This is a genomic window from Pseudomonas sp. NPDC047961, assembly GCF_050272435.1.
GTDB lineage: Bacteria > Pseudomonadota > Gammaproteobacteria > Pseudomonadales > Pseudomonadaceae > Stutzerimonas.
Map to the genome: position 1 here is coordinate 76,409 of NZ_JBNNMD010000002.1, position 23,304 is coordinate 99,712.

Consider the following 23,304-nt stretch of genomic DNA (forward strand, 5'->3'; position numbering starts at 1 on the left):
TGAGCTTCGCTCTATTCGCTGGGATTGCTACCTGGCGCGCCCAGCAGCCTTTAGCAATGACACCGTTATTCTTCGCCGATCGCGTGGTCATTCCTGCGCCGCTGCTGATCGCGCTCCACGGCGGCGACCGTTTTCTGGCCGCGGATCTAGAAACCATGCGCCTGGCCGCCACTGGCATGGATGACCGAGGCGTCGACACTGGCTACCTGGTCCGCGCCCAGCGCGAGGTCGCTCGGCTCAACCCTTGCCACGAAGACAACTATTATCTAGCCAACGGTTTGCTGACCTGGGGCGGTGCGGTAGAAGAAGGGAATGAGGTATTGCGCGCAGCCGTCAAGTGCCGCTACTGGGATGAAATCCCACCTTTCTTCTATGGCATCAACCTCTCGTTCTTCCAGCACAACAATGAAGAAGCGGCTCGCGTGTTGGAAATTGGCGCAGAACGCTCATCGCAGAACGCCGCTCCCATGCGCAAATTAGCAGTGATGCTGCGCGCCGAGCAGTTCGCCGACGAACGCCTGGCACTCAACTACCTGATTCAACAACGTGACAGCGCAGCCGACCCAAAGCTGCGAGATATGCTCGACAAGCGCGTTGTTCGCCTTCAGGGTCTGATCGCGCTGCGCGAGGCGCAACGCCGCTATGAAGACAAACATGGTTCGCTGATAGCGCTTGAGCAACTGGTCGAACAGCACCTGATCGACAATTTGCCAGCCGACCCTTTGCGCCTCGGCTACGAGCTGCGTGACGGGCGCATTGAACTGAAAAAACTGAAGATTGCCGGACTGGAGGAACAGCCTTGAGCGCAGCCGTTGAGTTTCAGGGTGTCAGCCATACCTACCGAGCTAAAGGCAAACAGGTCCAGGCGGTGCGGGATGTCAGCTTCAGTCTGGCCGAAGGCGAGGTGTTCGGCTTTGTCGGCCCCAACGGTGCCGGTAAGTCCACGACGATCAAGATCATGCTGGACATCATCAACGACTACCAGGGTCAGGTGACGCTTTACGGCATTGATGCCCGCCGGGCCGAAGCCCGCCAGGGCATGGCCTATGTGCCGGAAGCGCCGGCGCTGTACGACCAATTCACGCCGCTGGAAATACTGCGCATGGGCCTGTCGATGTACGGCATCAAGCGCAGCGACGCGGATGCCTGGTGTTTGCAGTGGCTGGAGCGATTCTCCGTGGACGGCACCGGTAAGCGGCGGATGCGCGAGCTCTCCAAAGGCAACGCACAGCGGGTCGCGCTGGCCCATGCCATGGCTGTCGAGCCACGCCTGCTGATTCTCGACGAGCCGCTGTCCGGCCTTGACCCGGTGGGCCGCAAGGATGTGGTCGAGATCCTCAATGAGTACAAGAAACAAGGTGGCGCGATCTTCTTCACTTCTCACGTGCTGCATGACGTGGAGCGCATTGCCGACCGTTTCGGCTTTATCAACAAGGGCCAGCTGGTCACGGTTCGCTCACCGCGCGAATTGGCTGCTGAGCGCGCTGACTGTTTTATCCTGCGTTACCAGGCGGATCAGTCGCTTACGCCAGCGTGTGTCGCGCTTCGCCCCGGCGAGTTCGAGTGCGAGCTTGCACAAAGCGAGCTACCGGCTGCCATCGCGCAGCTGGGCAACACCGGCGGCCACCTGCTGACCGTCAAGCCCGCAGTATCACTAGAGACTGTGTTTTTCCGCATTCTCGCCGAGGCTGCCCAGGCGTAATCGTCAGACGCCTTTTGCGGGATGCACCTGATTGCGCCGGCCTCTAGAGCAGCATCCGCCGCGACGGCGCGCTCCCTACAAAAGCATGATCACCCGCTGAGCTTCCGCCAGTGGCTGGCCTTGAGGCGCCTACCGGGCTAGCATCGAACCCTCTTTGCCAAAGCGCAGCGCAGCCCAAATCTTAGGAGAATTCATGAGCTTTACCGTTTATCTGTCCGGCGAAATTCACACCGACTGGCGCGACGAGATCAAGCGCGGCACCGCCGCAGCCGGATTGGATGTGCGATTCACCTCAGCCGTAACTAATCACGAAGCCAGCGATGCCGCCGGTGATTGCCTAGGCGCCGAGCCCAACGCCTTCTGGCGCGACCACAAGTCGTCCAAGGTCAATGCAATCCGCACCAAGACGCTGATCCAGCAAGCGGACCTCGTGGTGGTGCGTTTCGGCGACAAGTACAAGCAGTGGAACGCGGCGTTTGATGCTGGCTATTGCGCGGCGCGGGGCAAGCCTTATGTCACGCTGCATGACGACGACATTGTGCACCCGCTGAAGGAAGTGGATGCGGCTGCCATGGCTTGGGCCACCACCAGCGAACAGGTCGTGGAAATTTTAAAATACGTGGTGCAGTAAGTGCCGGATGAGTTGCAACTGGCACACATCAAATGCGAGATCCACTCTTAAAGCTATTTGCCGGCCCCCAAAAGAAACCCCGCCACATGGGCGGGGTTGATCATCAGCCTGAACGCCCTGGCTACCCAAGGCGGAATGTCTCACTTCATCGATCAGATAGCGCAACGCTTGCGCAGTAGATCGATAACCTGCTTGGCACTCTCCTCGACCGTAAGCGACTCGGTGTCGATCACCAGATCAGCGTTCACCGGTACATCGTAGGGGAAGGACTCACCCGGGATGTTGTCACCGCCAGCTGTGTACAACCCCTGCGGATCGCGCTGCTGGCAGGCCTGCGGTGAAGCCTGAACATAAACGGTGATAGCCCGATCGGTGCCGATCAGCGCCTTGGCCTGTTCGCGACCTTCGGCATCTGGAGCGACGAACGCGGCGAGGGTCAGCAAACCGGCTTCGTTGAACTGACGCGCCACATGCGCAGCACGGCGCCAGTTCTCGGTGCGACCGGCGCGATCCTGCGGCAGACCCTTGTTCAAATCGTGGCGTAGGTTTTGGCCATCCAGCACATAGACAGCGCGGCCCATGTCGAACAGCTTGCGCTCGACCGCATAGGCCAGGGTGCTTTTGCCTGCGCCGGACAAGCCGGTGAACAGCACGGTTGCTGGCTGTTGACCGAAACGGCTTGCACGCTCTTCGGTGGATACATGAGCCAGCGCACCGTGATGACCTGAGGAGCCATGACCGACCGGGTCGGCAATGATCATACCCGCACCAACGGTGCCGTTGGTCAGGCGGTCAATGATGATAAACGAGCCGGTAGCTGGATTCCTCGCATATCCATCCAGCGCAATCGCAGCGTCCAGGCTGACCTTGACCCGCCCAATCTCGTTCAGCTGCAGGCTACTGGCCGGGCCATGCTCCAACGTGTTCACGTCCACACGATGGGTGATGCTGGCAACAGAGCCGGGCACGTAGCTGGTGGCACGTTTGATGTCGTATTTCTTGCCGGGCAGCATCGGTTCCTCGGCCATCCAAACCAGCATGGCGTCGAAACTATCAGTGATGCGCGGCAGGTTGTCGGCATGCACGAGCATGTCACCACGGGAGACGTCGATCTCGTCTTCCAGCGTCAGAGTGATCGCTTCGCCTGGTGTCGCCTGCTCCAGCTCCCCGTCGTAGGTCACGATGGATTTGACCGTGCTGCGCTTGCCGGACGGCAGCACAACGATTTCATCGCCCTTGCGCACGATGCCGCTTGCCAGCGTGCCAGCGAAGCCGCGGAAGTTGAGGTTGGGACGGTTGACGTACTGAACAGGAAAGCGCAAGTCGTCGAAATTGCGGTCGCCAGCGATCTCGACGCTCTCGAGAATCTCCATCAGCGACTGCCCTTCATACCAAGGCGCGCGCTCGGAACGGTTGACCACGTTATCGCCCTTGAGCGCGGACATCGGCACAAAATGCAGAGACGACGGCTTGAGCTCGATACGTTCGGCAAAGGCCAGGTAATCGGCCTTGATTCGCTCGAACACCGACTGGTCGAAGTCCATCAGGTCCATCTTGTTGATGGCCACGACGATGTGCTTGATGCCCAGCAACGAGGTGATGAAGCTGTGGCGCTTGGTCTGGGTCTGCACGCCGTAGCGGGCGTCGACCAGGATGATCGCCAGGTCGCAGGTCGAGGCGCCGGTCGCCATGTTGCGCGTGTACTGCTCATGGCCGGGGGTGTCGGCAATGATGAACTTGCGCTTGGCAGTGGAGAAATAGCGGTAGGCAACATCGATGGTAATGCCCTGCTCGCGCTCGGCCTGCAGGCCGTCGACCAGCAGCGCTAGGTCGACATCATCGCCCGTGGTGCCGGATTTCTTCGAATCGCGGGTAATTGCTTCAAGGTGATCTTCATAGATCATCTTCGAGTCGTGCAGCAGGCGCCCGATCAGGGTGCTCTTGCCGTCGTCGACGTTGCCGCAAGTGAGAAAGCGCAGGAGCTCTTTGCGCTCGTGCTGCGCCAGGTACGCGAGGATGTCCTCGCTGATCAAATCAGACTGATGAGACATGGTGCGGAATCCTTAGAAGTAGCCCTGACGTTTCTTTTCTTCCATCGAACCTGCGCCATCGTGGTCGATGACACGGCCCTGACGTTCGGAAGTACGCGTCAGGAGCATTTCCTGGATGATCTCGGGAAGGCTTGACGCCGTAGATTCCACCGCACCGGTCAATGGGTAGCAGCCAAGGGTACGGAAGCGGACCATGCGCTTCTCGATGCGTCCCTTCTCCTCGTCGGTGAGGTGCTCGAGGATGCGCTCGTCGTCGATCATGATCAGCGTACCGTTCTTCTCGATAACCTCGCGCTCGGCGGCGTAATACAAGGGCACGATCGGGATCTGTTCCAGATAGATGTACTGCCAGATATCCAGCTCGGTCCAGTTCGACAAGGGGAAGACGCGGATGGACTCGCCCTTCTTCACGTTGCCGTTATAGACGTTCCAGAGTTCCGGGCGCTGATTCTTTGGGTCCCAGCGGTGCTTGCTGTCGCGGAAGGAGTAGACGCGCTCCTTGGCACGAGACTTCTCTTCGTCGCGGCGGGCGCCGCCGAAAGCTGCATCGAAGCCGTGCTTGTCGAGCGCCTGCTTGAGGCCCTCGGTCTTCATGATGTCGGTGTGCTTGGCGCTGCCGTGAGTGAACGGATTGATGTTCTGCGCCACGCCATCCGGGTTGATGTGCGTGATCAGGTCCAGATCCATCTCGTTGACCATCTGCTCGCGGAACCGGTACATCTCCTGAAATTTCCAGCGCGTATCCACATGCATCACCGGGAACGGCAGACGCCCGGGGAAGAATGCCTTGCGCGCCAGATGCAGCATCACCGCCGAATCCTTGCCGATGGAATAGAGCATCACCGGGTTGTCGAACTCGGCGGCCACCTCACGGATGATGTGGATGCTTTCCGCCTCCAGCTGTTTCAGATGCGTCAGTTTGTCGACCATGGCTACTCACGAATTTGCAGATGGGACGGCCGGCACGGCCGGAACGAGGCGCAACTTTAGCACGGCATTAGATTCTAATCAGGACGCCTGTTAGATCTAAATGCTCTAGCTTTATGCCGGGCGAACCCTTCCCTACTTTCCGAATCACACAGCGCTGCAGCCTTCGAAGGCGCCGCGTCACGCGGGATTTGGGCAATCGATGAACAGATGCTCGATGGCAAACTGCTTCGCAAGATGTTCACCCAGGGCCTGAACGCCATACCGCTCCGTGGCGTGATGACCGGCGGCAAAAAAGCTCAGTCCGTTTTCGCGTGCGATATGCACCGTGGGCTCCGAAATTTCTCCCGTCAGGTAGGCATCGACGCCTGCGGTTACCGCTTGATCGATATAGCCCTGTGCACCGCCAGTGCACCAGGCAATCCGCCTGATCAAGCCAGGGCCTTCGACCATCAGCGGCTCACGCCCAAGCGCAGCGTGAACTCGACGCATGAAATCAGCCGGCATAAGCGGCGTATCGAGGGCGCCTACAAGCCCGACCGAACGAGGATTATCCGGCTCCAAAGCGCCCTCAATGGTCAACCCGAGCAGGCGCGCCAATTGCACGTTGTTACCCACCTCGGGATGGACGTCGAGTGGCAGGTGATAGGCAAGCAAACTGATGTCATTGCTGAGCAGTGTTTTCAGCCGGCGCTGCTTGATTCCAACTACACGCGGATCTTCGTTCTTCCAGAAATAGCCGTGGTGCACCAGCACCACATCGGCTTGCGCCTCGACGGCTGCATCCAGCAACGCCTGGCTAGCGGTGACGCCGCTGACGATGCGCTGTACCTGCGGGCGCCCCTCTACTTGCAAGCCGTTAGGACAATAGTCGGGAATCTTCGCAGCATTCAGGAAGCGGTCGGATTCATCGACCAGAGTGGTCAGCGCGACGGCCATGCAGCATCCTCCTACGGAATCAGTGACTAGAAAGCGGCGTTATTTACGAAATAACAGACGAGACAAACATCAGAAAATGTTGCGGATTAACCGTTCTAGACGGTGCGTTGCAGTTTTGCCGCCGGCAAGGCTGCATTTCACGGCCAGCTTCGTATAATGCCGCCACCTTAAGAGGCGCTCTCGCCTTCCGCAACCTGCTCGGACGTCCCATCGCGATGATCAATGCCCTGCGTTTTTTTGGCTGGCCGTTGCTGGTAGGCCTGCTAGTGGCCCTGCTGATCATTCAGCGCTACCCGCATCTGGTAGGGCTCGGCGCCGAGCCGGAGTACAGCCTGCAGCAAGCGCCGCTGATCGGCATCCCCCAGCAAGGCCCTTACTCCTATGCCAACGCAGTCAGCAGCGCTGCGCCCGCAGTGGCTAATCTCTACACCACCAAGGTGATCGATAGCGCCAGCCAGCCGCCCATGCTTAAGGACGATCCGCTGTTCCGGCGCTTCTATGGGGACAACCTGCCGCGTCAACGCCGCATGGAATCGAGCCTGGGCTCGGCGGTGATCATGAGCCCGGAAGGCTACCTGCTGACCAACAACCACGTCACGGCGAATGCGGAACAGATCGTCGTGGCGTTGCGCGATGGTCGGGAAACCTTGGCACGGGTAATCGGCAGCGACCCTGAAACCGATCTAGCAGTGCTCAAGATCGACCTGGCGGACCTACCTGCAATCACCATCGGCCGCTCGGATGGCATTCGCATCGGGGACGTGACGCTGGCGATCGGTAATCCGTTCGGCGTGGGCCAAACCGTGACGATGGGCATCATCAGCGCAACCGGCCGTAACCAGCTGGGTCTGAATACCTACGAGGACTTCATCCAGACCGACGCGGCGATCAACCGCGGTAACTCGGGTGGTGCGCTGGTGGATACTGCCGGCCACCTGATCGGCATAAACACGGCAATCATCTCCGAGTCCGGCGGATCACAGGGCATCGGCTTCGCCATCCCGGTGAAGCTCGCCATGGACGTGATGAAATCCATCATCGAGCATGGCCAGGTCATTCGCGGCTGGCTAGGTGTCGAGGTGCAATCGCTCACACCGGAACTAGCAGAGTCCTTCGGCCAAGCCGGTCGGCCCGGAATCGTTGTTGCTGGTGTCTACCGCGATGGGCCGGCTGAACGCGCTGGTCTGCTGCCGGGCGACCTCATCCTCAGCATCGATGGTGCGCAGGCAAGCGATGGTCGCAGTTCAATGAATCAGGTTGCCCAGGTGCGACCGGGGGACAAAATAGACATCGACATTCTGCGTAACGGCAAGCCGCTGACGCTGACAGCCGAGGTGGGCATGCGGCCACTGGTGGAGAAAGCTCCGCAATAGCCCGCTCGTTCGGCCAAGCAATCAAGCGGGGGGGCGTACTCGACGCTCGAGCAGGCCCGGGCTTTGCGTCCTCCAGTGAGGCGAAAACCGTAGCGGTAATTCAACTGAGCAGAGAGACCGCTGTAGGAACGAAACACTCCTGCCCGGTCTATGCCGAGCAGGGTGTCCGGAGAACGGCGACACGATCAAACTGGCCGCTGCTATCACCGACCGGAGATAGCAGCGGCATGTAACAGGACGCTTAGCGCGCCGGATTAGCTGATGTGCTTTAGCGCATCGAGCAATGCCTGATTCTGCTCCGGCGCCCCGATACTGATCCGCAGAAACTGCTCGATGCGCCCCTGCTTGAAGTGCCGCACGATAACGCCGTGTTCGCGAAGCCCGGCTGCCAGCGCAGCAGCGTCGCGCTGCGGATGCCGGGCGAAGATGAAGTTCGCTGCCGAGGGCAGCACCTCAAAGCCTAACTCCTGCATCGCAACCGTCACGGCTTCGCGGCTGGCGATCACCTGCTGGCAGGTTTGCTCGAAATATGCGCGGTCTTCGAACGCAGCCGCAGCGCCGGCAATGGCGATGCGGTCCAGCGGGTAGGAGTTGAAACTGTTCTTGATGCGCTCCAGAGCCTCAATCAGATCCGGATGCCCTACCGCCAGACCGACACGCAGCCCTGCCAGCGAGCGAGATTTGGATAATGTCTGGGTAACCAGCAGGTTCGGGTAACGATCCACTAATGCGATTGCCGACTCACCGCCGAAGTCGATATAGGCTTCATCAACCACAACGACCGAATCGGGGTTTTTCTGCAGCAGCCGCTCGATGGCCTCAAGCGGCAGCAGGCAACCTGTCGGCGCGTTGGGATTGGGAAAAATTATTCCCCCGTTTGGCCGAGCGTAATCGGCCGCCTCGATCTGAAACTTGTCATCCAGCGCGATAGCCTCATAGGCGATGCCATACAGGGCGCAATAGACCGGGTAGAAGCTGTAGGTTACGTCGGGAAACAGCAGCGGCTTGCCATGCTGGAAGAGCCCGTGAAAGACGTGGGCCAGTACCTCGTCCGAACCATTGCCGACGAAAACCTGGTCCGGCCGGACGTGATAGTAATCAGCGACGGCGCGCTTGAGTCGCTCACCGTTCGGATCTGGATACAGGCGCAGGTTGTCGGTCAGCTCGGCCTGCATCGCTGCGAGCGCCTTGGGCGAAGGGCCGTAGGGGTTCTCATTGGTGTTGAGCTTGACCAAATTGGTCAGCTTCGGCTGCTCACCGGGCACATAGGGAACTAGCTCTTTTACGAAGGGGCTCCAGAATTTGCTCATCCGCCCTTCTCTCCTCAGAAAATGATCGATTGCCGCCGGTGGAATCGGTGAGGCGCTCCCTACCGGTCGGGTGGCAAGACAGAACAAGCGAAGCCTCATCCGCTCCGCTTGGTTATAGTTACCCCTTGATTCGGTACTCGGCGCTGCGTGCGTGAGCGGTGAGAGACTCACCGCGCGCCAGTACCGAGGCGACCTTGCCCAGCTCGGATGCACCTTCAGCCGAACAGTTGATGATCGAGGAGCGTTTCTGGAAATCGTACACGCCCAAGGGTGACGAGAATCGCGCAGTGCCCGAGGTTGGCAAGACATGATTCGGCCCAGCGCAGTAATCGCCCAACGCCTCGGCTGTGTAACGCCCCATGAAAATCGCTCCCGCATGTCGAATCTGCGGCAGCCACGCATCGGGATCAGCCACTGATAGCTCGAGGTGCTCGGGCGCGATGCGATTAGCGACATCAATCGCCTGCTGCATGTCAGCAACCTGAATCAATGCCCCACGCCCCTGCAGCGAGGCGCGAGCGATTTCGCTACGTTCAAGGGTCGGCAGCAAACGGGAGATGCTTTCAGCGACCCGGTCGAGGAAAGCTGCATCCGGGCTGACCAGAATCGACTGCGCATCTTCGTCGTGCTCGGCCTGGGAAAACAGATCCATGGCGATCCAGTCGGGATCGGTCTGGCCGTCGCACACCACCAGAATCTCGGAGGGGCCGGCGATCATGTCGATACCGACTTTGCCGAACACGTGGCGCTTGGCCGTCGCGACATAGATGTTGCCTGGCCCGACAATCTTGTCGACTGGCGGGACGCTTTCGGTTCCGTAGGCCAGCGCAGCGACAGCCTGAGCCCCACCGATGGTGAATACCCGATCGACGCCAGCGATGCACGCGGCAGCCAGCACCAGCTCGTTGATTTCACCGCGCGGAGTGGGGACCACCATCACGACCTCCGGCACCCCTGCAACCTTCGCAGGGATGGCGTTCATCAGCACTGACGATGGATACGATGCCTTGCCACCTGGCACGTACAGGCCCGCGCGATCAAGTGGCGTGACTTTCTGACCAAGCACGGTGCCGTCAGCTTCGGTGTAGGTCCAGGAGTCCTGCTTTTGCCTTTCATGATAGAGGCGGACACGTTCGGCGGCAGCTTCCAGCGCTTGGCGCTGGGCCGAGCTGATCCGTGTAAGCGCCAGCTCAAGCCGCTCACGCGGTAGGATCAGGTCAGCCATGGAGGCGACTTCAAGGCCATCAAAACGCTGGGTCAGCTCCACCAGTGCGGCATCGCCACGCTCGCGAACGGCCTTGATAATCTCCAGCACCCGCTGATTGACACCATCATCGGACACGCTTTCCCAGCTCAACAGATGATCCAGGTGTCGCGCGAAATCGGGATCAGCTGCATTGAGTCGGCGGATGTCGATGGGAGCGGTCATAACGGGCCTCATGAAGGGATGAGTACAGCGATAGTCAGGCGCCCTAGACTAACAAGCCGACCGCGCGGGCACCTGGATATTTAGGCTATGACGCGGATAGGCTGGCCGGCCGTGTACCGCCCGGCTGTTGATCACTCGTGGTGCGCAATGGCGCTCTGGAGCGCATCGATCAGGGCCTGGATGCGCGCATGCTGCATCTTCATTGAGGCCTTGTTGACCACCAGGCGCGAGCTGATCATGGCGATCAGTTCCTGGGGCTCCAACCCATTGGCGCGCAGCGTATTACCGGTGTCGACGACGTCGATAATCTTGTCTGCCAGCCCTACCAGAGGCGCAAGCTCCATTGAGCCGTAGAGCTTAATGATATCGACCTGCCGCCCCTGCTCGGCGTAGTAGCGCTTGGCGACGTTGACGAATTTGGTCGCAACCCGCAGACGCCCCTTGGGCTCTGCTGCACCGACCTTTCCGGCCGTCATCAACTTGCAGTTGGCGATCCGCAGGTCCAGCGGCTCGTACAGCCCTTGCCCGCCGTACTCCATCAGCACGTCCTTGCCCGCGACGCCAAGGTCCGCGGCGCCGTGCTCGACATATGTCGGTACATCCGTGGCACGCACGATCAGCAGACGCACATCGTCTTGCGTAGTCGGGATGATCAGCTTACGGCTTTTTTCCGGATTCTCGGTGGGGACGATACCGGCGGCGGCGAGCAGCGGCAGCGTATCGTCGAGGATGCGGCCTTTGGACAGGGCGATGGTGAGCATGAACGGTTTATTCCTTGAAGCCTATTGATGGCGACCTTGGCATCGGCCCGGGCAATTGCAGACCTCGGCGGTGGGCTGCCAACATCGAGCCGGCAACCCTAGCCTATTCCCTAAGTTAGCCCGGTACGCGGCGAATCTTGGCGCCCAGCAATTGCAGCTTTTCCTCGATGCACTCGTAACCGCGGTCGATGTGGTAGATGCGGTCGATCAATGTATCGCCCTCAGCCACCAAGCCCGCGATGACCAGGCTCGCTGACGCTCGCAGGTCGGTCGCCATGACCGGAGCACCCTTAAGCTTGGGCACGCCGGTCACGATAGCGGTATTGCCCTCGACAAGAATCTGCGAACCCATGCGATTCATTTCGTAAACGTGCATGAAGCGGTTCTCGAACACCGTCTCGATAACCGTCCCAGTGCCTTCAGCGATCGCGTTCATGGCAATGAACTGCGCCTGCATATCGGTCGGAAACGCAGGATACGGCGCTGTGCGAATATTTACCGCTCTGGGCCGATTGCCCTTCATGTCCAGCTCGATCCAGTTGCTCCCGGTGTCGATGTGGGCACCGGCCTCTTCGAGCTTGTGCAACACCGCCTCGAGCAGCGTCGCATCGGTGTCCTTGAGCTTTACGCGTCCGCCAGTGGCGGCAGCGGCCACCAGATAGGTGCCCGTCTCGATGCGGTCGGGCATCACGCTATAACGACCGCCGCCCAGGCGCTTCACACCGTCGATGGTGATGGTGTCGGTTCCGGCGCCGGAAACTTGTGCACCCATGGCGTTGAGGAAGTTGGCCAGGTCGACCACCTCCGGCTCACGCGCGGCGTTCTCCAGCACGGAGCGGCCCTTGGCCAATGCCGCCGCCATCATGATGTTCTCGGTACCGGTCACGCTGACGATATCGAAGAAGAAATGTGCACCGCGCAGGCCGCCAGCTGGCGCCTTGGCCTTGATATAGCCGCCTTCGACGTCGATCTTCGCGCCCATTGCCTCCAGACCACGTATATGCAGATCCACCGGACGCGAGCCGATGGCACAGCCGCCGGGCAGGGCAACCTCGGCTTCGCCGAACCGAGCCACCATTGGCCCCAGAACGAGAATCGAAGCACGCATGGTCTTGACCAGCTCGTAGGGCGCGACCAGCGTCTGGATGCTGCTGGCGTCGACTTCAACGCTGAGTTTTTCGTCGATGACCGGTTGCACGCCCATACGGCCGAACAGCTCGATCATGGTGGTAATGTCGTGCAAGTGCGGCAGATTGCAGACGGTCACTGGAGTATCGGCCAGCAAGGTAGCGGCCAGAATCGGAAGGGCCGAGTTCTTGGCGCCGGAGATGCGGATCTCGCCGTTGAGGCGGGCACCGCCGGTGATGATCAGTTTATCCATGAATGTTCCCGTAACCCGCAGGCTCGAAGCACTGGCGAAGAAGAGCCGTGCACGACTTTGTCGGTCGCGCAAGGACTGAGAGATGCCTGTTATGACCGGCGATCAGCCACGCGCGAGCCAGTCGGCACGACTGAAGAATTTCATCGTAACGGCGTGGATGCTGCCGTCGGCGATCCACGGATTCAGATGAGCATAAATCTGTTGCTGACGCTTGACCGGACTCATGCCCGCCAACTCGTCGCTGATCACATTCAATTGGAAGTTGCAGCCCTCGCCTTCGACTTCCACCTGAGCGCCTGAAAGCTTCTCTTCCAGAAAATTCTTAACTTCTACGGCCTGCATGTTCAACCTCGATCGGCGCCGGACGCGCACGGCCGGTCATCATACAAAAAAGCCCGGAGGCTGCGAACCCCGAAGCCGCGCTGACTGACGAAGCTGCATTCAGTCGAGCGTTTCGGCATCCGCGTCGCGGCGCTGCGGATGTCGGCTGCTGGGCGCCACCGCGGGGAAACGAGATGACGCGAAGCGCACCACCAGAATAGCCACCGCCAGTAGCAGGATCGCGCCGGAAATATAGACGACACCCATATCCGGACGGTGGTGGTGCGAGACGTCGGAGATCAGCAGCCGGGTCAACGCGGTGATTGCGACATAGATCAAAAAGCGCACCGGCATATGGTTGGTCTTGACCAACTGGGGCCCCGCAACCCGTTTCTAACACACCGCCAAGTTTAAAACACAAAGAAAAACTAATTTTTCACATCCGGATACCATGCCGGCTCCAATCTTTGAGCAACGTTATCCGCCACCACCCCCTGCTCCCAGTCCAATCGGCCGTTCTCAGTAATCACTACCACATGCTCGGCTTGTGAAGTTTCGTAATAGCCGCAAGCCTGATGACGGACACGCATACGGCGAGCCCCAACCACACTCCAAGAATCCCAAAATCCATCAGTTTTCACTGCGAAATTTATTGCCCCATATTGCCTTACACTCGGATAAGCAACAGTCGAGATTTGCCTATTTTTCTCAAAAATTGACTTAGCGACGAACGATGAAACCGTATATTTTTCGTCATCTTCAACTAAACATTTGAACAGAAAAGCATCCGCAATCAGCAACGACCTTGCCTGTTCCAAATCACATGCATTCAGCATATTATTGATTACAGCAGAGGCATCTCCACTTAAGAACCCTCTACCTGTGCGTTGAATTTGTTGAAATTCACCTACTGGTGCGATCCTGCACTTCGTACCTTCTCGAAGCCTTAACTCCGAGAGCAGAACAGTTTCATCATTGACATGAATTTCGCTGAACGCCGTTTCTGGCCTATCGGCCAAATACAAAACAGGAAAACCTTCAGGATTCGCCCTACCAACACTCGGAGCACCTTCAGCTCTCCAAAGCAGATCTTGAACCGAGGACGGGTATTCGTATTCGCCAATCTTTCTGGCCCGCCTAAATATTGAACCCGCACTGAAATCCATACTAACCAAGGGATGAACCTTGACCAAGTCAGATATCAGTAAGTGCTTTCAGCCAGAGTAGCGGTGGGAAACCGGTTAATCCTATGTATTAAATTACCAAGAGGCATCGGCGGGAATTTATCTGTAATAGCAGCCATCACACCTAATCATCTCTCTAAACTGTTATCCCCTATTAAATCGCCAGACGCATCTATAGATTTACTGGAAGGAAACTTGTATGACGCAAATCTAACAGCCAGCACTGAAAGGGAAAGGAAAAATATCCCACCACACAGATAAAGCAACCCCACATCTGGGGCCTTATGATGTGATACATCACCAATCAAATAGCGAGTCAAGGCAGTTATTGCTATATAAAGCAAAAACCTTATAGGTAGATGATTCGTTTTGAAATAAATCCCTACCATTGCCCCCAGCTCTAAATAGATAAAGAGCAATAAAATATCATCTATACTTGCATGACCTTTGTTAAACATTGCCACAAAGGCCGCCACCGATGCCCACGCAGTGGCTGCACCAATCGCAAACAAGCCAAGATAATGGAATCCTTCTACCAACAGATTTCCTAGCGAGTTCGCCCGGTCATGCATTCGCATACGACTGTTATCAGCCCACTTCATATCAATCACCAAAGACGCAATTGGATCTCAGCGAGCACTAGGCTAGCAAGCCGACCGCACGGAAACGTGTGTTAGAAATAGCCTTGTTGGTCTTGAAGTAGATACCCACCATCGCACCGAGCTCGAGATAGATGAACAGCAGCAGAATGTCATCAACGCTGATGCTGCCTTTCTCGACCATGCCCAGAAACGCAACCAACCCAGCCCAGGCGGTGACGGCACCGATCGCGAACAGCGACAGGTAATGAAAGGTCTCGACCAGAAGATTACCCAACGACTCAGCGGCCAAGTGCACCTTGGCCCGCGTCGATTCCGCCCAGCGCAGCAACATTACACAGCTCCTTCTGTTTCGTTCGCCAGCGAAAGGACATCCAGCAAACCGGATACCCGCGCTAGCTCCCGCATGTCAGCGGGCAAACCAGTAATAACAAGCTCATCGCCCTGTTTCTGTACATCCCGGGTGAAGGCCAAAAGCAAAGACAAGCCGACGCTACTGGATCGTTCAACCTCGGAGCAATTGACCGACACGCGCGTGCCCTTGGCCTGACGAATCAGCGCCTGTCCCTGCCGACGCAAGGCTGGGCCGGACTGATAGTCGAGCACGCCCGACAGGCGAATCTCGCCGTCAGCGCCCCGCTCAACCCGTCCGTCACTCATCGCCCGCCGCCCGTTGACCCGCCTCGGTGTCCTTGGCTCGCGCCACTACCTCGGCCCAACCATCGATGGTCTTATCCAGATCGTCATTGTTCTTCTGCATCGAATCGGCAAATTGATCTCGGAACAGCTTGCCGATATTGATTCCATTGATGATGACGTTGCGAACCATCCAAACCCCATCATGATTGACCATGGTGTAGGACACGGGATAAATCTCGCCCTGACGACCCGTCACTTCCATACCGACACTGGTGCGCTCCGGGTCCTGCTTGCCACTGGCGGGAAGGACCTTGATCTGCTGATTGTTGTATTCCAGCAGCGCATTTCCGTAGAACTGCATCAGGCTGCGTTTGAAGTTTTCTTGGAAACGAGTCATCTGGGCAGGGCTCGCATTACGCGAGTACTTCACGGTCATGATGCTCCGTGAAATTCCTTCGGCATCCACCACCGGCCCCAGAATATTGTTGAGCGACTCGTAAAACGCGCTCGGATCCTGCCGGTATTGCTCCTTGTTCGCCTTGAGATCAGCAAGCAATTCATCAGTGGTGCGCTCGATCACTTCATGGGCGCTGGGCGCCGCCTGAACCAGGAAGGGAAAGGCAGCCAGCAGCACCAGCAAGCCGCGACGCAGGGCAGTCATCATGGGTTGCACCTCACTCTCTATTAACCGAATTGAGTAGAAACTTGCCGATCAGCTCTTCCAGCACCAACGACGACTGGGTATCGCGGATCGTGTCGCCGTCGCCGAGTGTTTGCTCTTCGCCACCGACGCTGATGCCAATGTATTTCTCGCCGAGCAACCCGGCAGTCAGGATAGAAGCGGTGGAGTCGGTCGGCAGGATGTCGACGTCTTTCTGAACTTCCAGGGTGACACGGCCGGTATAGCTTTCGCGATCCAGATCGATCGCCGTCACCTTGCCGATGGTCACACCAGCCATGGTGACCTTGGATCGGACACTCAAACCGGCAATATTGTCGAAATAGGCGTACAGCTTGTAGGTATCGGTACTGGCGACGTTCAGACCGCTGACCCGCAGCGAAAGCAGCAGCAAGGCCAGAACGCCCGCCAGCAGAAACAGACCAACACCTATTTCCAGGGTGCGGATACGCATCAGAAATCTCCAAACATCAAGGCGGTCAGAATAAAGTCGAGACCGAGTACTGCCAACGAGGCGTAAACCACGGTTCGGGTGGTGGCGCGACTGATCCCTTCGGACGTCGGTTCGCAGTCGTAGCCCTGAAATACCGCGATCCAGGTCACCACGACGGCAAACACCATGCTTTTGATGACGCCGTTCAACACGTCGGTAGAGAAGGTGACACTGTTCTGCATGTTGGCCCAGAACGAGCCTTCATAGACGCCGAGCCAGTCCACCGCAACCATGGCGCCACCCCAGATCCCGACGACGTTGAAGATTACGGTGAGCAATGGAAGCGATATGAAGCCGGCCCATAACCGCGGCGCAACGATGTACTTCAACGGGTCGACACCGATCATCTCCAAGCTGGACAGCTGCTCGGTGGACTTCATGTTGCCGATCTCGGCCGCCAGCGCCGAGCCCGCACGACCGGCAAACAGCAATGCTGTGACCACTGGTCCCAATTCGCGCAACAGTGTCAGCGCCACCATCTGCCCCACAGCCTGCTCGGAGCCGTAGCTGCTGAGAATGCTATAGCCCTGAAGCGCAAGCACCATGCCGATGAATACTCCCGATACCACTACGATCGCGAGAGACAGCACGCCAACCGAATACAACTGCCTGATCAGTAGAGAGAATCGACCGTCCAGCCCGCTGGGGCCGAACAATGCGTGAAAAAGAAACAGCGTCGCGCGCCCCTGAGCCGCGACTACGTTCATTCCAGCCTCACCTACCAGGCGGACACGCTCGATCAAAGAACGCTTACGCATCTGAGCCTCGCAAAAGATCCTCGGCATAGGCCGGCGCCGGAAAATGGAACGGTACCGGACCATCCGCGGCCCCTTTCATGAATTGCCGAATCCGCGGATTGGTCGATTCATGAAGTTCCGCTGGCGTCCCCTGCCCCAATACCTGGGCGTCGCCCACCACATAGATGTAGTCAGCGATGCTCGCGGTTTCAGCCAGGTCGTGGGAAACGACGATACTGGTGATTCCCAGCGCGTCGGTTAGCAATCGAATCAGCTGTACCAGAACGCCCATTGCAATGGGGTCCTGACCCGCGAACGGCTCGTCGTACATCAGGATCTGCGGGTCGAGCGCGATCGCACGCGCCAGCGCCACCCGCCGTTTCATTCCTCCAGACAGCTCTTCTGGCATCAGTTCGACGGCCCCACGCAAGCCAACCGCCTGCAGTTTCATCAGCACGATGTCGCGAATCATCTCTTCGGGCAGCTTAGTGTGAACGCGTAGCGGGAAGGCGACGTTCTCGAACACATCAAGGTCCGTGAACAAGGCGCCGCTCTGGAACAGCACGCCCATCTGCTTGCGCATGTCGAACAACTCGCGACGCGACAGCGTCGGCAAATTAGTTCCAGACACCCATACTTCACCGTGGGTCGGTTTGAGTTGGGCGGCGATCAGGCGCAGCAAAGTCGTCTTGCCACAGCCGGAAGGGCCCATGATGGCCGTCACCTTGCCGCGGGGAATGACAATGTCGATGTTGTTGAAAATGCTCCGCTCACCGCGCTTGAAGGTCACACCCTTCAGCTCGACGGCGTTAGCGTTGGCGGCGCTCATCGGATCTCCTCGGATACAGCTTGCGAATCAGACGCCCCCCGTTCTTTAGGAGATACTTCGCAGAGCCGTTTTTGGCGGCGCGAACTATAGCACCGCGCCATGGGCGCCCCAAGCTGGTCTCTGTATCGTTGCATGAACGAGCGCACATTCGTTCAGCCTGGGTTCAGCTTCAAACGCGACGATCCGCGCCACGCTTTTCAGTGAGCGGCGTCCGGTTTACCGCTATAATCCCGCGTTTTCATTCAGGCGATGACCCAGACATGAGCCAGAGCAGCCAGTTGATCGAGACTGCCCAGCGCACCATCCGCATGGAAATGGAGGCGGTGGAACAGCTCAGCACACGCATCGATGAGCATTTCGTCAAAGCCTGCGAACTGATCCTTCGGAGTAAGGGCCGAGTCGTCGTCGTCGGCATGGGTAAGTCCGGGCACATCGGTAACAAGATCGCCGCCACGCTCGCCAGCACCGGCACCACGGCGTTCTTCGTCCATCCGGCCGAGGCCAGCCATGGCGACATGGGAATGATCACGCATGATGACGTGGTGCTGGCGCTTTCCAATTCGGGAACCACCAGCGAGATCGTCACCTTGCTGCCACTGATCAAGCGCCTCGGCATTACCCTGATCAGCATGACGGGGAATCCCGAGTCAGTGCTCGCAAAGGCGGCGGAGGTCAACATCGACGCGAGCGTCGCCATCGAGGCCTGCCCCCTGAACCTGGCACCGACTTCATCGACGACCGTCAGCCTGGTATTGGGTGACGCGCTGGCGATTGCGCTGCTGGAAGCGCGCGGCTTTACTGCCGAGGATTTCGCCTTCTCACATCCGGGCGGCGCTTTGGGCAGACGCCTACTGCTGAAGGTCGAGCATGTGATGCACGCCGGTGATCGCCTGCCGCTGATCAATCGTGGCACACCCCTCCGCGAGGCCCTGCTGGAAATGACCCAGAAAGGACTTGGGATGACAGCCGTGGTAGAGGCAGACGGTCGCCTGGCGGGGATATTCACTGACGGCGACTTGCGTCGCACGCTGGACAAGGGCATCGATGTTCGCCAGGCCAGCATCGATCAGGTCATGACACTGCACGGTAAGACCGCTCACGCCGACATGCTTGCGGCCGAAGCACTGAAAATCATGGAAGACAACAAGATCAACGCGCTCGTGGTGGTTGATGAAAACGACCGACCGATCGGCGCGTTGAACATGCACGATCTGTTGCGCGCAGGAGTGATGTAAGTGAACGACTTGTTACGACGTGCCCGCGACATTCGCCTGGCCATATTCGATGTGGACGGCGTGCTAACGGACGGCAAGCTGTACTTTCTTGTCGACGGCAGCGAATTCAAGACCTTCAATACCCTGGACGGCCACGGCATCAAGATGCTGATCAATTCCGGCGTACACACCGCGATCATCAGCGGCCGCAAGACGCCGGTGGTTGAACGCAGGGCGAAAAACCTGGGCATCCAGCACCTTTATCAGGGGCGTGAGGACAAGCTCGTGGTGCTCGATGAATTGCTCGGCGAACTCGGCCTGGGCTACGCCGAGGTCGCCTATCTCGGCGATGACCTGCCAGACCTGCCAGTGATTCGCCGGGTAGGCCTTGGCATGGCGGTCGCCAGTGCCGACGCGTTCGTTCGTCAGCATGCTCACGGCGTCACCACCGCCCGTGGTGGCGAGGGCGCGGCGCGAGAATTCTGCGAACTGATCATGCGGGCCCAGGGCAGCCTCGACGCCGCTCAGACCGCTTACCTCTAGAGGCACCCATGCTAAGCAGACTCCGCTTCCCCGTCATTCTGCTATTGATCGCTCTGCTTCTGATCGCGATTGGCTACTGGAACATTCGCCCCGAGAGCTTCATGCAGGACGCACCAGCGACCCTTGGCAAAGAGTCGCCCATCGACTTCTACGTCACCAACTCCCGTACCGTGCAATACCAGCCGGACGGCAAGCGCAACTATGAGCTGACTGCCGAAAAGGTGGAGCATATCAAGGCCAGCGATATCAGCTTGCTGACCCGCCCCGACCTTCGTTCCTTTCGAGGTTCCGAGCTGCCGTGGCATGTCACCAGCGAGCGCGGCGAAGTGGGCCCGCAAGGCGAGGAAGTCGAGCTGATCGATAACGTCAGGATCGAACGCAATGACGCCAAGGGCCGTCCGACGATCATTACCACCAGCAGGATGACGGTGCTCCCCGAGAAGGATTATGCCGAGACCCGCCAACCCGTTAGAATCGTCGCCGCAAACGGTGTAACGACCGCTACGGGCATGAAAGCGTATCTAGATGAAGGCAGGATGCTCCTGCTATCCAACGTAAGAGGCCAGCATGAGCTGCGTTAAGACCCTCCCCCTTTTGATCGGTTTGACTATCTTCCTGCTCGGTTCGAACGCCCATGCGCTCCCAGAGGACCGCAACCAGCCTATCCGTGTACAGGCCGACACCGCCGAATTGGACGACCGACAGGGCGTCGCCGTTTATCGCGGCGATGTGGTCATCACCCAGGGCACCATGAAAATTACCGGCGACACGGTCACCATCACCCAGGACGAAAACGGTGATGTCGAGGTTTTCACCGCCATCGGCAAGCCGGCCTACTACGAGCAAAAACCAGCGGTAGACAAGGAAATCGTCAAGGCGTACGGGCTAACCATCCAGTATTTCGCCGCGAACGAAAGGATCGTGTTGATCGACCAGGCCAAGGTCGTACAGGAAGGCAACACTTTCGAAGGCGAAAAGATCGTCTATGACACCCAGCGGCAGATCGTCAATGCTGGTCGCGCCACCAATACCGACGTCACCACGCCACGCCCTCGTGTGGACATGGTCATCCAGCCGCGTAACAAAGATCAGCCGGCAACGGAGCAGACCGAGTAATGGCAATTCTCAAGGCCCAGCATTTAGCAAAGAGCTATAAGAGTCGTCAGGTCGTGCGTGATGTCAGTCTGTCCATCGAAAGCGGACAGATCGTTGGCCTGCTGGGCCCAAATGGTGCCGGCAAGACCACCTGCTTCTACATGATTGTCGGTTTGGTAAAAGCGGATCAGGGCCGGGTCTTGATCGACGACCAGGACGTGACGCACCTCCCCATGCACGGCCGAGCCCGAGCCGGTATTGGCTATCTGCCGCAGGAAGCCTCGATCTTTCGCAAGCTGTCGGTAGCCGACAACATTATGGCGATTCTGGAAACGCGCAAGGACCTTGATCGCAGCGGTCGGCAACAAGCCTTAGAAGGCCTGCTGCAGGAGTTTCACATTCACCACATCCGCGACAGCCTCGGCATGAGCCTGTCCGGTGGCGAACGACGCCGCGTCGAGATAGCCCGCGCCCTGGCCACGGCACCCAAGTTCATTCTTCTTGACGAACCCTTCGCTGGCGTCGACCCGATCTCGGTCGGCGACATCAAGCAGATCATTCATCACCTGAAGGCCAAGGGCATCGGCGTACTGATCACCGATCACAACGTCCGCGAAACGCTGGATATCTGCGAAACCGCTTACATCGTTAATGACGGTCAACTGATCGCCGAGGGCGACGCAGAGACCATCCTGGCCAACCAGCTGGTCAAGGAAGTCTATCTGGGGCACGAATTCCGACTTTGAAGTTGTTTTTTCTGCCCGGACGAACCTACAGGGCTAGGCAAAGGCTTCATTGGCAGGCATATAATTTGCTTACACGGGCGCGCGGCGCCAGCGAAATCGGAACAGGCGCGGTTGCGCCGGCAAAAAAGGTTCGAAGTCCTCTGCCATGAAACCATCGCTAGTCCTGAAGATGGGCCAGCAGCTGACGATGACACCGCAGCTGCAACAAGCCATACGATTGCTCCAGCTATCCACGCTAGATCTCCAACAAGAGATTCAGGAGGCGCTGGATTCCAATCCCATGCTCGAGCGCGAAGAAGACGGGGATGATTTCGACAACTCCGATCCGATGGCCGAGTCGATCGAAAAGAAAAGCGAAAGCCCTTCAGCCGACTCGCCCGAGCAGAGCGAGCCGGACAATCGCTATGACGAGCCCATCAATACCGTTGAGAACCTCGAAGAAGGCGACTGGGGCGACCGCATCCCCAATGAGCTGCCGGTAGACACCGCTTGGGAAGACATCTATCAGACCAGCGCCAGCAGCTTGCCGAGCAGCGATGACGATGAGTGGGATTTCACCAGCCGCACGTCCAGCGGCGAAAGCCTGCAAAGCCACCTGCTTTGGCAACTCAACCTCGCCCCGATGAGCGATACCGACCGTCTCATCGCGGCCACCCTGATCGATTGCATCAATCCACAGGGTTATCTCGACGAAACGCTTGAAGAAGTCCTCGAATCCTTCGATCCAGAACTTGAAATCGAACTCGATGAGATCGAAGTGGTTCTGCGCCGCATCCAACAGTTCGAGCCCGCAGGTATCGGTGCACGGGATCTACGCGAATGCTTGTTGTTGCAGCTTCGTCAACTGCCCGAACGCACCGAGTGGCTGAGTGAGGCCATCCGCCTGGTGAGCGATCACCTGGATATTCTTGGCGGGCGCGATTACAGCTTGCTGATGCGCAGGATGAAGCTCAAAGAAGACGAACTGCGGCAGATCATCGACTTGATCCAAACGCTCAATCCACGCCCCGGCTCGCAGATCGAAGCGGGCGAGCCCGAATATGTGGTGCCTGACGTGATCGTGCGCAAGCACAATGGCCGCTGGCTGGTGGAACTAAATCAGGAGGCAATGCCGCGCCTGAGGGTAAACGCGCAATACGCCGGGTTCGTCAAACGTGCGGACTCCAGCGCGGATAACACCTTCATGCGAAACCAGTTGCAAGAAGCACGCTGGTTCATCAAAAGCCTGCTCAGCCGCAACGAAACGCTGATGAAGGTGGCAACCCAGATCGTCGAACATCAGCGGGGCTTTTTCGAGCACGGCGACGAGGCCATGAAGCCGCTAGTTCTGCACGACATCGCCGAAGCGGTGGGCATGCATGAGTCGACCATTTCGCGTGTCACGACGCAAAAGTTCATGCACACGCCCCGCGGCATCTACGAACTCAAGTACTTCTTTTCGAGCCATGTGAGCACTGCCGAAGGCGGCGAGTGCTCGTCTACCGCCATCCGCGCAATCATCAAGAAACTGGTGGCTGCGGAAAACCAGAAAAAGCCATTGAGCGACAGCAAGATCGCTGGTCTACTGGAAGAACAGGGGATTCAGGTCGCACGCCGCACCGTCGCAAAGTACCGCGAGTCACTCGGTATCGCGCCATCCAGCGAGCGCAAGCGGCTGATGTAACGCCAGAGCACTGGTCGAATTCTTCCGATGGCGGGCTTGCTGCCCACCAATCCGCATG

At 58.5% G+C, this 23,304-nt stretch carries 26 protein-coding genes and 1 pseudogene; 10 read left to right on the top strand and 17 right to left on the bottom strand.

Features of this window, described 5'->3' with window-relative positions; genetic code table 11:
• The first annotated feature begins 56 nt into the window (after nt 1–56).
• From ACQKIK_RS06660 to ACQKIK_RS06670, 3 genes are all read left to right on the top strand, one after another.
• Entirely contained in the window at nt 57–803 is a 747-nt protein-coding gene (locus ACQKIK_RS06660) for a hypothetical protein (protein WP_499135280.1), read from the top strand.
• Entirely contained in the window at nt 800–1,702 is a 903-nt protein-coding gene (locus ACQKIK_RS06665) for an ABC transporter ATP-binding protein (protein ID WP_499135282.1), read from the top strand. The genes ACQKIK_RS06660 and ACQKIK_RS06665 overlap by 4 nt, the downstream gene beginning before the upstream one ends.
• Nucleotides 1,703–1,895: 193 nt before the next feature.
• Entirely contained in the window at nt 1,896–2,333 is a 438-nt protein-coding gene (locus tag ACQKIK_RS06670; RefSeq protein ID WP_499135283.1) for a YtoQ family protein, read from the top strand.
• Between the two features lie 152 nt (nt 2,334–2,485).
• Here ACQKIK_RS06670 and cysN read toward each other — a convergent pair whose 3' ends face one another.
• The 3 genes from cysN to ACQKIK_RS06685 all read right to left on the bottom strand — a co-directional run bounded on the left by cysN (nt 2,486) and on the right by ACQKIK_RS06685 (nt 6,250).
• Nucleotides 2,486–4,384, bottom strand: a complete 1,899-nt coding sequence (gene cysN, locus ACQKIK_RS06675; RefSeq protein ID WP_499135285.1) for a sulfate adenylyltransferase subunit CysN — start codon at nt 4,382–4,384, stop codon at nt 2,486–2,488.
• 12 nt (nt 4,385–4,396) lie between these two features.
• Nucleotides 4,397–5,314, bottom strand: a complete 918-nt coding sequence (gene cysD / locus ACQKIK_RS06680) for a sulfate adenylyltransferase subunit CysD (protein ID WP_463287431.1) — start codon at nt 5,312–5,314, stop codon at nt 4,397–4,399.
• A gap of 177 nt (nt 5,315–5,491) precedes the next feature.
• Complete coding sequence (locus ACQKIK_RS06685) at nt 5,492–6,250, bottom strand: Nif3-like dinuclear metal center hexameric protein (protein ID WP_499135288.1); 759 nt, start codon at nt 6,248–6,250, stop codon at nt 5,492–5,494.
• A gap of 215 nt (nt 6,251–6,465) precedes the next feature.
• On the opposite strand from ACQKIK_RS06685, the gene algW reads away from it, so the two are divergent.
• The gene (algW, locus tag ACQKIK_RS06690) at nt 6,466–7,623 is read left to right on the top strand and encodes a Do family serine endopeptidase AlgW (protein WP_045424755.1); all 1,158 of its coding nucleotides are present in this window, start codon (nt 6,466–6,468) and stop codon (nt 7,621–7,623) included.
• Nucleotides 7,624–7,877: 254 nt separating this feature from the next.
• Here algW and hisC read toward each other — a convergent pair whose 3' ends face one another.
• The 14 genes and pseudogenes from hisC to ACQKIK_RS06760 form a co-directional block, all read right to left on the bottom strand.
• Nucleotides 7,878–8,933: a histidinol-phosphate transaminase gene (gene hisC / locus ACQKIK_RS06695; RefSeq protein ID WP_499135291.1), complete on the bottom strand. Its 1,056-nt coding sequence runs from the start codon at nt 8,931–8,933 to the stop codon at nt 7,878–7,880.
• 118 nt (nt 8,934–9,051) lie between these two features.
• Nucleotides 9,052–10,362 carry a histidinol dehydrogenase gene (hisD, locus tag ACQKIK_RS06700; protein WP_256044780.1) on the bottom strand — a complete coding sequence of 437 codons (1,311 nt, stop codon included), beginning with the start codon at nt 10,360–10,362 and terminating at the stop codon, nt 9,052–9,054.
• A 131-nt stretch (nt 10,363–10,493) separates the two neighbouring features.
• Nucleotides 10,494–11,123, bottom strand: a complete 630-nt coding sequence (gene hisG, locus ACQKIK_RS06705; protein WP_045424748.1) for an ATP phosphoribosyltransferase — start codon at nt 11,121–11,123, stop codon at nt 10,494–10,496.
• Nucleotides 11,124–11,238: 115 nt separating this feature from the next.
• A complete protein-coding gene (gene murA / locus ACQKIK_RS06710; RefSeq protein WP_499135294.1) occupies nt 11,239–12,504 on the bottom strand; it encodes a UDP-N-acetylglucosamine 1-carboxyvinyltransferase in 1,266 nt (421 codons plus the stop codon).
• 102 nt (nt 12,505–12,606) lie between these two features.
• Nucleotides 12,607–12,846, bottom strand: coding sequence for a BolA family protein (locus ACQKIK_RS06715; RefSeq protein ID WP_045424742.1), 240 nt, complete (start codon nt 12,844–12,846; stop codon nt 12,607–12,609).
• A gap of 99 nt (nt 12,847–12,945) precedes the next feature.
• Nucleotides 12,946–13,191: pseudogene (locus tag ACQKIK_RS06720) on the bottom strand (phosphate-starvation-inducible protein PsiE); the annotation flags it as partial.
• 62 nt (nt 13,192–13,253) lie between these two features.
• Nucleotides 13,254–14,018: an RES domain-containing protein gene (locus ACQKIK_RS06725; protein WP_499135296.1), complete on the bottom strand. Its 765-nt coding sequence runs from the start codon at nt 14,016–14,018 to the stop codon at nt 13,254–13,256.
• 119 nt (nt 14,019–14,137) lie between these two features.
• Complete coding sequence (locus ACQKIK_RS06730; RefSeq protein WP_499135877.1) at nt 14,138–14,617, bottom strand: phosphate-starvation-inducible protein PsiE; 480 nt, start codon at nt 14,615–14,617, stop codon at nt 14,138–14,140.
• A 31-nt stretch (nt 14,618–14,648) separates the two neighbouring features.
• The gene (locus ACQKIK_RS06735; protein ID WP_499135298.1) at nt 14,649–14,942 is read right to left on the bottom strand and encodes a phosphate-starvation-inducible PsiE family protein; all 294 of its coding nucleotides are present in this window, start codon (nt 14,940–14,942) and stop codon (nt 14,649–14,651) included.
• Nucleotides 14,942–15,268 carry an STAS domain-containing protein gene (locus ACQKIK_RS06740; protein WP_499135299.1) on the bottom strand — a complete coding sequence of 109 codons (327 nt, stop codon included), beginning with the start codon at nt 15,266–15,268 and terminating at the stop codon, nt 14,942–14,944. The genes ACQKIK_RS06735 and ACQKIK_RS06740 overlap by 1 nt, the downstream gene beginning before the upstream one ends.
• Complete coding sequence (locus tag ACQKIK_RS06745; protein ID WP_046163220.1) at nt 15,261–15,911, bottom strand: MlaC/ttg2D family ABC transporter substrate-binding protein; 651 nt, start codon at nt 15,909–15,911, stop codon at nt 15,261–15,263. Before ACQKIK_RS06745 ends, ACQKIK_RS06740 begins: the two co-directional genes overlap by 8 nt.
• Before the next feature lie 10 nt (nt 15,912–15,921).
• Nucleotides 15,922–16,380 carry an outer membrane lipid asymmetry maintenance protein MlaD gene (mlaD, locus tag ACQKIK_RS06750; RefSeq protein WP_499135301.1) on the bottom strand — a complete coding sequence of 153 codons (459 nt, stop codon included), beginning with the start codon at nt 16,378–16,380 and terminating at the stop codon, nt 15,922–15,924.
• Entirely contained in the window at nt 16,380–17,177 is a 798-nt protein-coding gene (gene mlaE / locus ACQKIK_RS06755) for a lipid asymmetry maintenance ABC transporter permease subunit MlaE (RefSeq protein WP_499135303.1), read from the bottom strand. The genes mlaD and mlaE overlap by 1 nt, the downstream gene beginning before the upstream one ends.
• Nucleotides 17,170–17,985, bottom strand: a complete 816-nt coding sequence (locus tag ACQKIK_RS06760) for an ATP-binding cassette domain-containing protein (protein ID WP_064480516.1) — start codon at nt 17,983–17,985, stop codon at nt 17,170–17,172. The genes mlaE and ACQKIK_RS06760 overlap by 8 nt, the downstream gene beginning before the upstream one ends.
• Before the next feature lie 260 nt (nt 17,986–18,245).
• On the opposite strand from ACQKIK_RS06760, the gene ACQKIK_RS06765 reads away from it, so the two are divergent.
• The 6 genes from ACQKIK_RS06765 to ACQKIK_RS06790 all read left to right on the top strand — a co-directional run bounded on the left by ACQKIK_RS06765 (nt 18,246) and on the right by ACQKIK_RS06790 (nt 23,246).
• The gene (locus ACQKIK_RS06765; protein WP_499135305.1) at nt 18,246–19,220 is read left to right on the top strand and encodes a KpsF/GutQ family sugar-phosphate isomerase; all 975 of its coding nucleotides are present in this window, start codon (nt 18,246–18,248) and stop codon (nt 19,218–19,220) included.
• The gene (locus ACQKIK_RS06770; RefSeq protein WP_499135307.1) at nt 19,221–19,742 is read left to right on the top strand and encodes a KdsC family phosphatase; all 522 of its coding nucleotides are present in this window, start codon (nt 19,221–19,223) and stop codon (nt 19,740–19,742) included. It abuts the gene before it with no gap.
• Between the two features lie 8 nt (nt 19,743–19,750).
• Nucleotides 19,751–20,323, top strand: coding sequence for an LPS export ABC transporter periplasmic protein LptC (lptC, locus tag ACQKIK_RS06775; RefSeq protein ID WP_241529111.1), 573 nt, complete (start codon nt 19,751–19,753; stop codon nt 20,321–20,323).
• Nucleotides 20,310–20,858 (top strand): lipopolysaccharide transport periplasmic protein LptA, encoded by a 549-nt coding sequence (gene lptA, locus ACQKIK_RS06780; protein WP_045424716.1) that lies wholly within the window; start codon nt 20,310–20,312, stop codon nt 20,856–20,858. Before lptC ends, lptA begins: the two co-directional genes overlap by 14 nt.
• The gene (gene lptB, locus ACQKIK_RS06785; RefSeq protein WP_045424713.1) at nt 20,858–21,583 is read left to right on the top strand and encodes an LPS export ABC transporter ATP-binding protein; all 726 of its coding nucleotides are present in this window, start codon (nt 20,858–20,860) and stop codon (nt 21,581–21,583) included. Before lptA ends, lptB begins: the two co-directional genes overlap by 1 nt.
• 145 nt (nt 21,584–21,728) lie before the next feature.
• Entirely contained in the window at nt 21,729–23,246 is a 1,518-nt protein-coding gene (locus ACQKIK_RS06790) for an RNA polymerase factor sigma-54 (RefSeq protein WP_499135311.1), read from the top strand.
• Nucleotides 23,247–23,304: the final 58 nt, after the last annotated feature.